This window comes from Pseudomonas wayambapalatensis (genome assembly GCF_049942315.1).
GTDB lineage: Bacteria > Pseudomonadota > Gammaproteobacteria > Pseudomonadales > Pseudomonadaceae > Aquipseudomonas > Aquipseudomonas wayambapalatensis.
In genome coordinates, this window is sequence record NZ_JBNFMU010000063.1 from 1 (window position 1) to 15,705 (window position 15,705).

The following is a 15,705-nucleotide window of genomic DNA, read 5'->3' on the forward strand; positions in this document are numbered from 1 at the left end:
CGAACTCAACGACTGCCGAACCGAAAACTTCGGAGCAGACGCGAGTCAGAGCTGCGGTCAGAGTGGTCTTACCGTGGTCAACGTGGCCGATAGTGCCGACGTTAACGTGGGGAAGGGAACGATCAAATTTTTCTTTAGCCACGACAGTGAACCTCTTGCCTAAAGGGGATTAGCCTTGTTTTTTAACGAGTGCTTCGACGATGTTCGACGGAGCTTCGGCGTATTTGGAGAATTCCATGGAGTAGCTTGCGCGACCCTGAGACATGGAACGAACGTCGGTCGCGTAACCGAACATCTCTCCGAGCGGTACCTCAGCAGTGATTACCTTGCCGGACACCGAGTCTTCATTACCCTGGATCATCCCACGACGACGGCTCAGGTCACCCATCACGTCACCCAGGTAGTCTTCCGGGGTTACAACTTCGACCTTCATGATCGGCTCAAGCACCACGCCACCGCCCTTCTGGGCCAGCTGCTTGGTCGCCATCGAAGCGGCGATCTTGAACGCCATTTCGTTGGAGTCGACGTCGTGGTACGAACCGTCGAATACCGTAGCCTTCAGGCCGAGCAGCGGATAGCCGGCAACAACGCCGTTTTTCATCTGCTCTTCGATACCCTTCTGGATCGGGGCGATGAATTCCTTAGGAATCACACCACCAACGACTTCGTTGGTGAACACCAGACCTTCGGTGATGTTGCCTTTGTCGTCCACGTCCGGCTCCGAGAAACGGATCCAGCAGTGACCGAACTGACCACGACCACCCGACTGACGAACGAACTTGCCTTCGATCTCGACGTTGGACTTGGTGATCTTCTCGCGGTACGAAACCTGCGGCTTGCCGACGTTGCACTCGACGTTGAACTCGCGCTTCATGCGGTCAACGAGGATGTCCAGGTGCAGCTCACCCATACCGGAGATGATGGTCTGGCCGGTTTCTTCGTCGGTCTTGACGCGGAACGACGGGTCTTCCTGGGCCAGCTTGCCCAGAGCGATACCCATCTTCTCCTGGTCAGCCTTGGTTTTCGGCTCTACGGAGAGCGAAATTACCGGCTCAGGGAAGTCCATACGCTCGAGGATGATCGGCTTGTCGGCGTTGCACAGGGTGTCACCGGTGGTGACGTCCTTCATGCCGATCAGAGCAGCGATGTCGCCAGCGCGTACTTCTTTGATCTCTTCACGCTGGTTGGCGTGCATCTGCACCATACGACCAACGCGCTCTTTCTTGCCCTTGACCGAGTTGATGACGGAGTCACCGGAGGTCAGGAAGCCCGAGTAGACGCGGACGAAGGTCAGAGTACCCACGAACGGGTCGGTGGCAATCTTGAACGCCAGGGCCGAGAACGGCTCGTTGTCGTCAGCAGGACGCTCGTCATACTGCTCTGGAGTGACTTCATCCTTCGGCACGTCGATCAGATCAGGGTGGATACCCTTGATCGCAGGGATCTCGGTGGGCGCAGGCAGGAAGTCAATGACGGCGTCGAGAACCAGGGGAACGCCCTTGTTCTTGAACGAGGAACCGCAGACAGCAGGAACGATCTCGCTCGCCAGGGTACGGGCGCGCAGACCAGCCTTGATGTCTTCGACGGACAGGTCACCTTCTTCAAGGTACTTGTTCATCAGCTCTTCGTTGGCCTCGGCAGCAGCCTCGACCATGTTGTTGCGCCATTCGTTGGCCAGGTCCACCAGCTCGGCAGGAATCTCTTCCTCACGGTAGGTAGTACCTTTGTCGTCGTCGTTCCAGTAGATGGCTTTCATCTTGATCAGGTCAACCTGACCCTGGAAGTCGTCTTCTGCACCGATAGCCAGCTGGACCGGAACCGGGGTGTGACCCAGGCGGTTCTTGATCTGGCCGACAACGCGCAGGAAGTTGGCACCGGCACGGTCCATCTTGTTCACGTAGACAACACGCGGAACGCCGTACTTGTTGGCCTGACGCCATACGGTTTCGGACTGAGGCTCAACGCCGGAGGTGCCGCAGAACACGACGACCGCGCCGTCGAGTACACGCAGCGAACGTTCTACTTCAATGGTGAAGTCAACGTGGCCGGGGGTATCGATGACGTTTACGCGGTAGTTGTCGTACTGACCACGGGAGCCTTTCCAGAAGGTGGTAACGGCAGCGGAGGTAATGGTGATACCGCGCTCCTGCTCCTGCACCATCCAGTCGGTGGTCGCGGCGCCATCATGCACCTCGCCCATCTTGTGGCTCAGACCTGTGTAGAACAGGATCCGCTCGGTAGTGGTGGTCTTGCCCGCGTCAACGTGAGCACAGATACCGATGTTACGGTAGCGGTTAATTGCTGTAGTACGAGCCATAAAGCCCTCGCAAAATGATTGATGCTTGAATTAGAAGCGGTAGTGCGAGAACGCTTTGTTGGCTTCGGCCATACGGTGCACGTCTTCACGCTTCTTGACTGCAGCACCCTTGCCTTCGGCAGCATCCAGCAGTTCGCCGGCCAGACGCAGGGCCATCGACTTCTCGCCGCGCTTGCGGGCGTAGTCTACGAGCCAGCGCATTGCCAGAGCGTTACGACGGGATGGACGAACTTCAACCGGAACCTGGTAAGTGGCACCGCCGACACGACGGGACTTTACTTCGACCAGCGGAGCGATGGCGTCGAGAGCTTTCTCGAAGATTTCCAGGGGGTCGCTGTTCTTGCGTGCTTTGACGGTATCCAGGGCACCGTAAACGATGCGCTCGGCTACGGCCTTCTTGCCGCTTTCCATCACGTGGTTCATGAACTTGGCGAGGATCTGAGATCCGTATTTCGGATCGTCAAGGATCTCACGTTTTGCTGCTACACGACGTCTTGGCATGATAAGCCCTCAAACGGTCTTCAGGTTAGCCCGGGACGCGGGTCTTCGACCCCTGCCCGACCTTACTCTTATCGACTCAAATAAATGGATGTCTGCAAACGCCCGATTACTTCGGACGCTTGGTACCGTACTTCGAACGACCCTGGTTACGGCCTTTGACGCCCGAAGTATCCAGAGAGCCGCGAACGGTGTGGTAACGAACACCTGGCAAGTCTTTTACACGGCCGCCACGGATCAGGACGACGCTGTGCTCTTGCAGGTTGTGGCCTTCACCACCGATGTACGAGGAAACCTCGAAACCGTTGGTCAGACGCACACGGCATACTTTACGCAGTGCCGAGTTAGGTTTTTTCGGCGTGGTGGTGTACACACGGGTGCACACGCCACGACGCTGCGGGCAGTTCTGCAGCGCAGGAACGTCGGACTTCTCGACCGAACGCTTGCGCGGCTGACGTACCAGCTGGTTGATAGTTGCCATCTACTAGCTCCACTGATTGTCTTGCGACTCTATTGTCTTGCAAGAAAGCCAAAAATTGGCGAGACGGAGCCTCACCAAATTTAAGGGTACAAAAGTCTAAAGAGGATCTTGCACCCAGTCAAGACAAGGCCCCGACCCTTCCTGCCCGATCATCGGCAACAAATCATGTCACCGAGGCTCGGGAGGAAGGGGCCGGGGCCCCGCCTCTACTTAGTTGCCGCTGGAGTTCAGCGCTTCGGTCAGTGCGGCTTCCACCTCACTGGCGCTCACACGCAGCGGCTTATCGGCATCACGGCGACGCTTGCGCTCGCTGTGGTAGGCCAGACCGGTACCGGCCGGGATCAGACGACCCACGACCACGTTCTCTTTCAGGCCGCGCAGGTAGTCGCGCTTGCCGGTTACCGCCGCTTCGGTCAGTACGCGGGTGGTTTCCTGGAAGGAAGCCGCGGAGATGAACGACTCGGTCGACAGCGAGGCCTTGGTGATACCCAGCAGGACACGGGTGAACTTGGAGATGAACTTGTCTTCACTCGCCAGACGCTCGTTCTCTACCAGTACCTGGGTCAACTCCATCTGGTCGCCCTTGATGAAGCTGGAATCGCCCGACTCGCTGATCTCGACCTTGCGCAGCATCTGACGCAGGATGGTCTCGATGTGCTTGTCGTTGATCTTCACGCCCTGCAGGCGGTAAACGTCCTGAATCTCGTTGACGATGTACTTGGCCAGCGCGCTGACACCCAGCAGACGCAGGATGTCGTGCGGATCGCTCGGACCGTCGGAGATGACTTCGCCGCGGTTTACCTGTTCGCCTTCGAAGACGTTCAGGTGGCGCCACTTCGGAATCAGCTCTTCGTACGGATCGCTGCCATCGGTCGGCGTGATGACCAGGCGACGCTTGCCCTTGGTCTCTTTACCGAACGCGATGGTGCCGCTGACTTCAGCCAGGATCGACGCTTCTTTCGGACGACGCGCTTCGAACAGGTCGGCAACGCGTGGCAGACCACCGGTGATGTCACGGGTCTTCGACGTTTCTTGCGGGATACGCGCGATTACGTCACCGACACCGATCTGAGCGCCGTCAGCCACACCGACGAGGGCGTTGGCCGGCAGGAAGTACTGAGCCGGTACGTCGGTACCTGGCAGGTACAGGTCCTTGCCGTTGGCATCGACCATCTTGATGGCCGGACGGATTTCCTTGCCAGCGGCAGGGCGATCCTTGACGTCCAGGACTTCAATGTTGGTCAGACCGGTCAGTTCGTCGGTCTGGCGCTTGATGGTGATGTTTTCTTCCATGCCCACGAAGGTCACGGTACCTTTCAGCTCGGTAACGATCGGGTGGGTGTGCGGGTCCCACTTGGCGACGATGGCGCCAGCTTCGACCTTGTCACCTTCCTTGACCGAAATCACCGCACCGTAAGGCAGCTTGTAGCGCTCACGCTCACGACCGAATTCGTCAGCAATGGCCAGCTCGCCGGAACGCGATACCGCGACCAGGTTGCCATCGGCACGCTCGACCTGCTTCAGGTTGTGCAGACGCACCATGCCGCCATTCTTCACCTGGACGCTGTCGGCAGCCGAGGTACGGCTTGCAGCACCACCGATGTGGAAGGTACGCATGGTCAGCTGGGTACCCGGCTCACCGATCGACTGTGCAGCGATAACGCCGACAGCTTCACCGATGTTCACCTGGTGACCACGAGCCAGGTCACGACCGTAGCACTTGGCGCAGATGCCGTAGCGGGTTTCGCAGCTGATCGGCGAACGCACGACCACTTCGTCGATGCTGTTCAGCTCGATGAACTCGACCCACTTCTCGTCGACCAGGGTGCCGGCAGGAACGATGACGTCCTCGGTACCTGGCTTGAACACGTCGCGGGCGATGACACGACCCAGTACACGCTCACCCAGCGGCTCTACAACGTCGCCACCTTCGATGTGCGGCGTCATCAGCAGGCCCTGGTCGGTGCCGCAGTCGATCTCGGTCACGACCAGATCCTGCGCCACGTCTACCAGACGGCGAGTCAGGTAACCGGAGTTCGCAGTCTTCAGTGCGGTATCCGCCAGACCTTTACGAGCACCGTGGGTCGAGATGAAGTACTGCAGTACGCTCAGACCTTCACGGAAGTTCGCGGTGATCGGCGTCTCGATGATCGAGCCGTCCGGCTTGGCCATCAGACCACGCATACCGGCCAGCTGACGGATCTGTGCAGCGGAACCCCGCGCACCCGAGTCAGCCATCATGTACATCGAGTTGAAGGACTCTTGCTCGACTTCCTTGCCCTCGCGGTCGATGACCTTCTCTTTCGAGAGGTTGGCCATCATCGCCTTGGACACTTCGTCGTTCGCCTTCGACCACAAGTCGATGACCTTGTTGTACTTCTCGCCCTGGGTAACCAGGCCCGAGGCGTACTGGCTTTCGATTTCCTTCACCTCATCGGTAGCAGTACCGATGATGCGGGCTTTTTCGTCCGGGATAACGAAGTCGTTAACACCGATCGAGACGCCGGAAATGGTCGAGTAAGCGAAACCGGTGTACATCAGCTGGTCAGCGAAGATCACGGTCTCTTTCAGACCAACCACGCGATAGCACTGGTTGATCAGCTTGGAGATCGCCTTCTTCTTCATCGGCTGGTTGACCACGTCGTACGGCAGACCTGCCGGAACAACCTGGAACAGCAGCGCACGGCCGACGGTGGTGTCGACGATACGGGTGTTCTTGACCACCGAGCCATCACGCTCTTTCACGGTCTCGTTGATACGGACCTTGATTTTCGCGTGCAGGGCAGCCTCGCCGGCGCGGAATACGCGGTCGACTTCCTGCAGGTCAGCGAACACGCGACCTTCGCCCTTGGCGTTGATGGCTTCACGGGTCATGTAGTACAGACCCAGTACAACGTCCTGCGAAGGAACGATGATTGGCTCACCGTTGGCTGGCGACAGGATGTTGTTGGTCGACATCATCAGCGCGCGCGCTTCGAGCTGGGCTTCCAGGGTCAGCGGCACGTGAACGGCCATCTGGTCACCGTCGAAGTCGGCGTTGTACGCGGCACAGACCAGCGGGTGCAGCTGAATCGCCTTGCCTTCGATCAGCACCGGCTCGAACGCCTGGATACCCAGACGGTGCAGCGTCGGTGCACGGTTCAGCAGGACGGGGTGTTCGCGGATGACTTCGGCGAGAACGTCCCAGACCTCTGGCAGCTCGCGCTCGACCATCTTCTTGGCGGCCTTGATGGTGGTCGCCAGACCACGCATTTCCAGCTTGCCGAAAATGAACGGCTTGAACAGCTCGAGGGCCATCTTCTTCGGCAGACCGCACTGGTGCAGGCGCAGGGTCGGGCCTACGGTAATTACCGAACGACCGGAGTAGTCCACGCGCTTACCGAGCAAGTTCTGACGGAAGCGACCTTGCTTACCTTTGATCATGTCGGCCAGCGACTTCAGCGGACGCTTGTTCGAGCCAGTGATGGCACGACCGCGACGGCCGTTGTCGAGCAGGGCGTCGACCGCTTCCTGCAGCATGCGCTTTTCGTTGCGCACGATGATGTCCGGCGCCGACAGATCGAGCAGGCGCTTCAGACGGTTGTTACGGTTGATCACCCGACGATACAGATCGTTCAGGTCGGAGGTCGCGAAGCGGCCGCCATCCAGCGGAACCAGCGGACGCAGGTCCGGCGGCAGCACTGGCAGGACGGTCAGGACCATCCACTCAGGCAGGTTGCCCGAGCCCTGGAAAGCTTCCATCAGCTTCAGGCGCTTGGACAGCTTCTTGATCTTGGTTTCGGAGTTGGTCTGTGGAATCTCTTCGCGCAGACGACCGATCTCGTGCTCCAGGTCGATCGCGTGCAGCAGTTCGCGGACAGCCTCGGCACCCATGCGGGCGTCGAAGTCGTCACCGAACTCTTCCAGCGCTTCGAAGTACTGCTCGTCGTTCAGCAGCTGACCCTTCTCGAGGGTAGTCATGCCCGGATCGATCACCACGTAGCTCTCGAAGTAGAGCACGCGCTCGATGTCACGCAGGGTCATGTCCATCAGCAGGCCGATACGGGACGGCAGCGACTTCAGGAACCAGATGTGGGCGACCGGCGAGGCCAGCTCGATGTGCGCCATGCGCTCACGGCGAACCTTGGCCAGGGCAACTTCAACGCCGCACTTCTCGCAGATCACACCGCGGTGCTTGAGGCGCTTGTACTTGCCGCACAGGCACTCGTAGTCCTTGACTGGGCCAAAGATCTTGGCGCAGAACAGGCCGTCACGCTCAGGCTTGAACGTACGGTAGTTGATGGTTTCCGGCTTCTTAACTTCACCGAACGACCACGAACGGATCATTTCAGGCGACGCCAGACCGATGCGGATGGCGTCGAACTCTTCGACTTGACCCTGGTTTTTCAGCAAATTCAGTAGGTCTTTCAAGGCCTTTCCTCCTGGCGGAGCAGGAAGCGGGCTGTACCAGCCCCGCTCCCCTTCGCGTCACGTGTTATTCGGTTTCCAGATCGATATCGATACCGAGCGAACGGATCTCTTTGATCAACACGTTGAAGGACTCGGGCATGCCCGGCTCCATACGGTGATCGCCATCCACGATGTTCTTGTACATCTTGGTACGGCCGTTCACGTCGTCCGACTTCACTGTGAGCATTTCTTGCAGGGTGTATGCCGCGCCGTATGCTTCCAGCGCCCACACTTCCATCTCCCCGAAACGCTGACCACCGAACTGCGCCTTACCACCCAGCGGCTGCTGGGTAACCAGGCTGTAGGAACCAGTGGAACGCGCGTGCATCTTGTCGTCCACCAAGTGGTTCAGCTTGAGCATGTACATGTAACCAACGGTCACAGGACGCTCGAACTTGTTGCCGGTACGGCCGTCGAACAGCACCATCTGGCCGCTCTCTGGCAGGTCGGCCAGCTTCAGCATGGCCTTGATCTCACGCTCCTTGGCACCGTCGAAGACAGGCGTCGCCATCGGCACACCTTTCTTGAGGTTGTTGGCCAGGGCGAAGATCTCTGCGTCGGAGAACTCGTCGAGGTTTTCCTGACGACCACCGATCTCGTTGTAGATCTCGGTCAGGAAGGTGCGCAGCTCGGCTGCCTTGCGCTGCTCTTCGAGCATGCGGTCGATCTTCTCGCCCAGACCTTTGGCCGCCAGGCCCAGGTGGGTTTCGAGAATCTGACCGACGTTCATACGCGAAGGTACGCCCAGCGGGTTCAGTACGACGTCGACCGGAGTACCGTTGGCGTCGTGCGGCATGTCTTCTACCGGCATGATCACCGAGACGACACCCTTGTTACCGTGACGACCGGCCATCTTGTCACCCGGCTGGATGCGACGGCGGATTGCCAGGTAGACCTTGACGATCTTCAGTACGCCTGGAGCCAGGTCATCGCCCTGCTGCAGCTTGCGCTTCTTGTCTTCGAACTTGTCGTCCAGCAGACGGCGGCGATCGACGATGTACTGCTGAGCCTTTTCCAGCTGCTCGTTCAGTGCATCTTCGGCCATGCGCAGTTTGAACCACTGGCCGTGCTCCAGACCGTTCAGCACGTCGTCAGTGATCACGGTGCCTTTCTTCAGGCCCGCACCACCGTCGACCACCTGGCCGTTCAGAGCAGAACGCAGACGCTCGAAGGTCGCGCCTTCGACGATGCGGAACTCTTCGTTGAGGTCCTTGCGGATCTCGTCCAGCTGCATCTTCTCGATCGCCAGGGCGCGGCTGTCGCGCTCAACGCCATCGCGGGTGAAGACCTGTACGTCGATGACGGTGCCCTTGGTGCCGGTCGGCACGCGCAGGGAGGTGTCTTTGACGTCGCTGGCCTTCTCACCGAAGATCGCACGCAGCAGTTTCTCTTCCGGCGTCAGCTGGGTCTCACCTTTCGGAGTGACCTTGCCGACCAGGATGTCGCCGGCGCCGACTTCGGCACCTACGTAGACGATACCGGCTTCGTCCAGCTTGTTCAGCGCAGCCTCACCCACGTTCGGGATGTCCGCGGTGATTTCCTCTGGGCCAAGCTTGGTGTCACGGGCCACACAGGTCAGTTCCTGGATGTGGATCGTGGTGAAGCGATCTTCCTGGACCACACGCTCGGACAGGCAGATGGAGTCTTCGAAGTTGAAGCCGTTCCACGCCATGAACGCGATGCGCATGTTCTGGCCCAGCGCCAGTTCACCCATGTCGGTGGACGGGCCGTCGGCCATGATGTCGCCACGCGCGACCACATCACCCTTGCTCACCAGCGGACGCTGGTTGATGCAGGTGTTCTGGTTCGAACGGGTGTACTTGGTCAGGTTGTAGATATCCACACCTGCTTCACCGGTCTCGACTTCGTCGTCGGCCACACGCACGACGATACGGCTGGCGTCGACCGAGTCGATCACACCACCGCGGCGAGCCACGACGCAGACGCCGGAGTCACGGGCGACGTTGCGCTCCATGCCAGTACCTACCAGCGGCTTGTCGGCACGCAGAGTCGGTACAGCCTGACGCTGCATGTTCGAACCCATCAACGCACGGTTGGCGTCGTCGTGCTCGAGGAACGGAATCAGAGAGGCAGCAACGGAAACAACCTGCTTCGGCGAAACGTCCATCAGGGTGACGTCTTCCGGCGCCTTGACGGTGAATTCGTTCAGGTGACGGACCGCTACCAGCTCGTCGATCAGGTGCTTCTGCTCGTTCATCGCAGCCGAAGCCTGGGCGATGACGTGATCAGCTTCTTCGATCGCCGACAGGAACACGATGTCGTCGGTGACCACACCCTCTTTCACCACACGGTACGGGCTTTCCAGGAAGCCGTACTGGTTGGTGCGGGCGTAGGCCGCCAGGGAGTTGATCAGACCGATGTTCGGACCTTCCGGCGTCTCGATCGGGCACACGCGGCCGTAGTGGGTCGGGTGTACGTCACGAACTTCGAAGCCTGCGCGCTCACGGGTCAGACCGCCCGGGCCGAGTGCAGAGACACGACGCTTGTGGGTGATCTCGGAGAGCGGGTTGTTCTGGTCCATGAACTGCGAGAGCTGGCTGGAACCGAAGAACTCTTTCACCGCCGCCGCAACCGGCTTGGCGTTGATCAGGTCCTGCGGCATCAGGCCTTCGCTTTCGGCCATCGACAGACGCTCTTTGACCGCACGCTCGACGCGCACCAGGCCAACGCGGAACTGGTTCTCGGCCATCTCGCCGACACAACGCACACGACGGTTACCCAGGTGGTCGATGTCGTCGACGATGCCCTTGCCGTTACGGATGTCGACCAGGGTCTTCAGTACATCGACGATGTCTTCCTTGCTCAGCACGCCCGAACCTTCGATCTCGGTACGACCGATACGACGGTTGAACTTCATGCGGCCGACTGCGGACAGGTCGTAACGCTCGGCGCTGAAGAACAGGTTGTTGAACAGGGTCTCGGCGGCGTCCTTGGTTGGCGGCTCGCCTGGGCGCATCATGCGATAGATTTCGACCAACGCTTCCAGCTGGTTGCTGGTGGTATCGATCTTCAGCGTATCGGCGATGAACGGACCGCAGTCGATATCGTTGGTGTACAGGGTCTCGATGCGAACGACCTGGGCCTTGGCGATCTTGACCAGCAGATCGGTGGTCAGCTCGGTGTTGCACTCGGCCAGGATTTCACCAGTTGCCGGGTGCACGATGGCCTTGGCAGTGGTACGGCCAATCATGTACTCGAGCGGAACGTCCAGCTGCTTGACGCCAGCTTTCTCGATCTGGTTGATGTGGCGCGCAGTGATACGGCGGCCTTGCTCGACGATGACCTTGCCGGTGTCGTCGGTGATGTCCATGACCGCAACTTCACCGCGCAGGCGCTGGGCAACCAGCTCCAGGCTCAGCTTCTCACCGGAAACGTGGAACACGTTGGTGGTGTAGAAGGTGTCCAGGATCTCTTCGGTGCTGTAGCCCAGGGCGCGCAGCAGTACGGAGGCCGGCAGCTTGCGGCGACGGTCGATACGGACGAACACGCAGTCCTTCGGATCGAACTCGAAGTCGAGCCAGGAGCCGCGGTAAGGAATGATGCGAGCGGAGTACAGCAGCTTGCCGGAGCTGTGAGTCTTGCCACGGTCGTGGTCGAAGAACACACCAGGCGAACGGTGCAGCTGGGAAACGATCACACGCTCGGTACCGTTGATAACGAAGGTACCGTTCTCAGTCATCAGGGGGATTTCACCCATGTAGACTTCTTGCTCTTTGATGTCCTTGATCGCTTTGTTCGACGATTCCTTGTCGAAGATGATCAGGCGCACCTTGACCCGCAGTGGGACCGCGAAGGTCACGCCACGCAGGACACATTCCTTCACATCGAAGGCAGGCTCGCCCAGGCGATAGCCTACGTACTCCAGGGCAGCATTGCCGGAGTAGCTGATGATCGGGAATACCGATTTGAAGGCCGCATGCAGACCGACGTCGCGGAACTGATCCTTGGATGCTCCCGCCTGCAGGAATTCGCGATACGAATCCAGCTGGATGGCCAGGAGGTACGGCACATCCATGACGTCCGGCAACTTGCTAAAGTCCTTGCGGATACGTTTTTTCTCAGTGTATGAGTAAGCCATCAGCGTTCCCCAGCTTGGTCACCTGCTTGTTTGGCTTCTCCCGGCGGGAGCAGCCAGAAAATCGTGCAAACCCCTTGGTTTGCGCCACCCACATGGGTGTCTTGCAGCTCGTTATCGGGGCCGACCTGATCGGCCACCAATAACGGAAAAAGGCCGGTGGCACAGGCCACCAGCCATCAGCCCTACGCTTGACGCTCAGGCTGCAGTCGCAAAGTCGAAATTACTTCAGCTCGACTTTAGCGCCAGCTTCTTCCAGCTTCTTCTTAGCGTCTTCAGCGGCTTCTTTCGAAACGCCTTCAGCTACAACCTGAGGAGCGCCATCGACTTTCTCTTTGGCTTCTTTCAGGCCCAGACCGGTCAGCTCGCGAACGGCTTTGATGACGTTCACTTTCTTGTCGCCGGCTTCAACCAGGACAACGTTGAACTCGGTCTGCTCTTCAACAACGGCAGCGGCAGCAGCTGGGCCAGCGGCAACAGCGGCAGCAGCGGTAACGCCGAAGGTTTCTTCCATTGCTTTGATCAGTTCAACAATTTCCAGAACGGTTTTCTGGCCGATTGCTTCGATGATTTGCTCGTTAGTCAGAGACATGACTATGAATTCCTGTATTGGGGGACAGCCTTACACGGCCATCAAATTAAACGTTTGATTTCGAGAGAAGCTACGCCGCCTTAGGCAGCAGCGGCTTCTTTCTGGTCGCGCAGAGCTGCCAGGGTACGAGCCAGCTTGCTGGTTGCACCTTGGATTACGCTCATCAGCTGTGCGATAGCCTCGTCGCGAGTTGGCAGGGTTGCCAGCACGTCGATCTGGTTAGCGGCAAGGAACTTGCCGTCGAACGCAGCTGCCTTGATCTCGAACTTGTCCTGACCCTTGGCGAATTCCTTGAACAGACGGGCAGCAGCGCCCGGGTGTTCGTTGGAGAACGCAATCAGGGTAGGGCCGGTGAAGGCGTCGTTGAGGACACTGAATTCAGTGTCAGCAACAGCGCGCTTGAGCAGGGTGTTACGTACGACACGTACGTATACGCCAGCTTCACGAGCCTCTTTACGGAGTCCGGTCATTGCGCCTACAGTCACACCACGGGCATCGGCCACGACAGCGGACAGAGCGACTTTGGCAGCCTCGTTGACTTCAGCGACGATGGCCTTCTTGTCTTCGAGTTTAATTGCCACGGGTTTACTCCTGGTTTCTACCGTTTCATCTGGCCGAGGCCGGATGTCGTTTTGGTGTCTGATTCGCGAGCGAATCGGGAGCACCATCTGCGTAGGCTTGTGTTTTAAGACTTGCGTCGCCTACGGTCTTGGATAGCCCCCGCCAGGCAGGGACCCCAATCTTGTTGCAGCCGGCGCGCTCGAAAGACCGCGCCGACTTTGCATTACACGTTCAGCGAGCTCTGATCGATGATCAGACCTGGGCCCATGGTGGTGCTCAGGGTAACGCGCTTGACGTAGATACCTTTCGAAGAAGCTGGCTTGATACGCTTCAGATCAGCGATCAGGGCTTCAACGTTTTCCTTCAGCTTGCCAGCTTCAAAGCCGATCTTGCCAACGGAGGTGTGGATGATACCGTTCTTGTCGGTACGGTAGCGAACCTGACCAGCCTTGGCGTTCTTGACGGCAGTGGCTACGTCCGGGGTCACGGTACCGACTTTCGGGTTAGGCATCAGGCCGCGAGGACCCAGAACCTGACCCAGCTGACCGACAACGCGCATGGCATCCGGGGATGCGATGACGACGTCATAGTTCAGGTCGCCGCCTTTCATTTCGGCAGCCAGATCGTCCATACCTACGCGGTCAGCGCCGGCAGCCAGAGCGGCCTCGGCAGCTGGGCCCTGGGTGAAGACGGCAACGCGTACGGTCTTGCCAGTGCCGTGCGGCAGCACAGTAGCGCTACGAACGACCTGGTCGGATTTACGCGGGTCAACACCGAGGTTTACGGCGATGTCGTACGACTCGACGAATTTGGCAGCCGGCAGCGAAGCCAGCAGGGTAGCGGCCTCTTCGAAGTTGTAGGCCTTGCCTGCTTCGATTTTCTCGGCGATTGCCTTTTGACGCTTGGTCAGCTTAGCCATTACACACCCTCCACGTTCAGGCCCATGCTGCGGGCAGAGCCAGCGATGGTGCGTACAGCTGCATCCAGGTCAGCGGCGGTCAGATCAGCCTGCTTTGCCTTGGCGATATCTTCCAGCTGAGCGCGGGTGACGGTACCGACCTTGACGGTGTTCGGACGAGCCGAACCGCTGGTCAGGCCAGCAGCTTTCTTCAGCAGAACCGAGGCAGGGGTGCTCTTGGTTTCGAAGGTGAAGCTACGGTCACTGTAGACAGTGATGATCACAGGAGTCGGCAGGCCGGCTTCTTGACCCTGAGTACGGGCGTTGAAGGCCTTGCAGAATTCCATGATGTTCACACCGTGTTGACCCAGTGCTGGACCAACGGGTGGGCTTGGGTTGGCCTGGCCGGCCTTTACTTGCAGCTTGATATAAGCCTGAATCTTCTTAGCCATGAGCTACTCCAAAATCGGGTTCGAACGCCTGGTGGCTCCCCGGATGACTTGCGTTTTATCCCAGTGACGACAAAACCCCGCAGCACATAGGGCTGCGGGGTATGGGATGCGTCGTTCAGTTAGACCTTCTCGACCTGACTGAACTCGAGCTCTACCGGAGTAGAGCGACCGAAAATGAGCACTGCAACCTGCAGGCGGCTCTTCTCGTAGTTAACTTCTTCGACGCTACCGTTGAAATCAGCGAATGGACCGTCAATGACGCGAACCACTTCGCCCGGCTCGAACAGCGTCTTCGGCTTGGGCTTGTCACTGCCATCGGCAACGCGACGCAGGATAGCTTCAGCCTCTTTATCGGTGATCGGCGCGGGCTTGTCCGCGGTACCACCAATGAAACCCATGACTCGAGGGGTATCCTTGACCAAGTGCCAAGTCCCTTCGTTCATTTCCATCTGCACCAGGACGTAGCCCGGGAAGAATTTACGCTCACTCTTGCGCTTCTGGCCGTTGCGCATTTCGACGACTTCTTCGGTCGGGACGAGAATCTCGCCAAACCCGTCTTCCATGCCTGCCAGCTTCACGCGCTCGATGAGGGAGCGCATTACATGCTTCTCGTAACCCGAGTAAGCATGCACAACATACCAACGCTTAGCCACGAGACACCCTTAGCCAACAATCAAGGAAACCAACCAACCGAGCAGGGAATCGAGACCCCACAACAGCAGCGCCATAACGAGCACCACAGCCACAACGATCAAAGTGGTCTGAGTAGTCTCCTGGCGGGTTGGCCACACGACTTTACGAATTTCGGTACGAGCTTCCTTCGCCAGCGCAAAGAACGACTTACCCTTCGCAGTCTGCAGAGCAACAAAGCCTGCGACAGCTGCCAGGGCGAGCAGCGCGAGAACGCGGTACAGGATAGGAGCAGCGGAGTAATACTGATTACCCACGACACCTACGACAACCAATGCAACTACAGCCAGCCACTTGAACAGATCAAAACGCGATTCTTGGGCTTCAGTTTTGGGAGTCATCGGGGAGGATCCTGTAAGAAGAAAGCCAATCACACCGAGGTGAATGGCAGGTCAGGAGGGAATCGAACCCCCAACCTACGGTTTTGGAGACCGTCGCTCTGCCAATTGAGCTACTGACCTGTAACGCTGCATCAGGCCGGCCATTATGCCGGCCTGATTTAGATAAATCAACTACTTATTCAATAATCTTCGCTACGACGCCAGCGCCGACGGTACGACCGCCTTCACGGATGGCGAAGCGCAGACCGTCTTCCATTGCGATGGTCTTGATCAGGGTGACAGTCATCTGAATGTTGTCACCTGGCATTACCATCTCAACGCCTTCCGGCA

At 58.7% G+C, this 15,705-nt stretch carries 13 protein-coding genes and 1 tRNA gene; all 14 read right to left on the reverse strand.

The genetic code is table 11. The annotated features are described in order from the left end of the window. On the reverse strand, positions 1 to 142 hold a 142-nt coding region (locus ACPZMI_RS02025), incomplete at its 3' end, for a GTP-binding protein (protein WP_230385152.1). A gap of 27 nt (positions 143 to 169) precedes the next feature. Further along, positions 170 to 2,317 (reverse strand): elongation factor G, encoded by a 2,148-nt coding sequence (gene fusA / locus ACPZMI_RS02030; RefSeq protein ID WP_186670246.1) that lies wholly within the window; start codon positions 2,315 to 2,317, stop codon positions 170 to 172. A 30-nt stretch (positions 2,318 to 2,347) separates the two neighbouring features. Beyond that, positions 2,348 to 2,818: a 30S ribosomal protein S7 gene (gene rpsG / locus ACPZMI_RS02035; protein ID WP_003246741.1), complete on the reverse strand. Its 471-nt coding sequence runs from the start codon at positions 2,816 to 2,818 to the stop codon at positions 2,348 to 2,350. Positions 2,819 to 2,924: 106 nt separating this feature from the next. Further along, positions 2,925 to 3,296 (reverse strand): 30S ribosomal protein S12, encoded by a 372-nt coding sequence (rpsL, locus tag ACPZMI_RS02040; protein ID WP_003255492.1) that lies wholly within the window; start codon positions 3,294 to 3,296, stop codon positions 2,925 to 2,927. Between the two features lie 210 nt (positions 3,297 to 3,506). Beyond that, complete coding sequence (gene rpoC, locus ACPZMI_RS02045; RefSeq protein ID WP_186670244.1) at positions 3,507 to 7,706, reverse strand: DNA-directed RNA polymerase subunit beta'; 4,200 nt, start codon at positions 7,704 to 7,706, stop codon at positions 3,507 to 3,509. Between the two features lie 64 nt (positions 7,707 to 7,770). After that, positions 7,771 to 11,844 carry a DNA-directed RNA polymerase subunit beta gene (rpoB, locus tag ACPZMI_RS02050; protein WP_186670242.1) on the reverse strand — a complete coding sequence of 1,358 codons (4,074 nt, stop codon included), beginning with the start codon at positions 11,842 to 11,844 and terminating at the stop codon, positions 7,771 to 7,773. A gap of 220 nt (positions 11,845 to 12,064) precedes the next feature. After that, complete coding sequence (gene rplL / locus ACPZMI_RS02055) at positions 12,065 to 12,433, reverse strand: 50S ribosomal protein L7/L12 (RefSeq protein ID WP_054893558.1); 369 nt, start codon at positions 12,431 to 12,433, stop codon at positions 12,065 to 12,067. 80 nt (positions 12,434 to 12,513) lie between these two features. Then, positions 12,514 to 13,014 carry a 50S ribosomal protein L10 gene (gene rplJ / locus ACPZMI_RS02060; protein ID WP_029614620.1) on the reverse strand — a complete coding sequence of 167 codons (501 nt, stop codon included), beginning with the start codon at positions 13,012 to 13,014 and terminating at the stop codon, positions 12,514 to 12,516. Positions 13,015 to 13,217: 203 nt separating this feature from the next. Beyond that, positions 13,218 to 13,913 (reverse strand): 50S ribosomal protein L1, encoded by a 696-nt coding sequence (gene rplA / locus ACPZMI_RS02065; RefSeq protein WP_028692260.1) that lies wholly within the window; start codon positions 13,911 to 13,913, stop codon positions 13,218 to 13,220. Continuing rightward, positions 13,913 to 14,344 carry a 50S ribosomal protein L11 gene (gene rplK / locus ACPZMI_RS02070; RefSeq protein WP_003255500.1) on the reverse strand — a complete coding sequence of 144 codons (432 nt, stop codon included), beginning with the start codon at positions 14,342 to 14,344 and terminating at the stop codon, positions 13,913 to 13,915. The genes rplA and rplK overlap by 1 nt, the downstream gene beginning before the upstream one ends. A 119-nt stretch (positions 14,345 to 14,463) precedes the next feature. Continuing rightward, complete coding sequence (nusG, locus tag ACPZMI_RS02075; protein ID WP_003255501.1) at positions 14,464 to 14,997, reverse strand: transcription termination/antitermination protein NusG; 534 nt, start codon at positions 14,995 to 14,997, stop codon at positions 14,464 to 14,466. Between the two features lie 9 nt (positions 14,998 to 15,006). After that, positions 15,007 to 15,375, reverse strand: coding sequence for a preprotein translocase subunit SecE (secE, locus tag ACPZMI_RS02080; protein WP_186670240.1), 369 nt, complete (start codon positions 15,373 to 15,375; stop codon positions 15,007 to 15,009). A gap of 44 nt (positions 15,376 to 15,419) precedes the next feature. Next, positions 15,420 to 15,495: transfer RNA gene (locus tag ACPZMI_RS02085), tRNA-Trp, on the reverse strand. Between the two features lie 55 nt (positions 15,496 to 15,550). Continuing rightward, a partial coding sequence (locus ACPZMI_RS02090) for an EF-Tu C-terminal domain-related protein (protein ID WP_445648534.1) occupies positions 15,551 to 15,705 on the reverse strand: 155 nt, incomplete at its 5' end.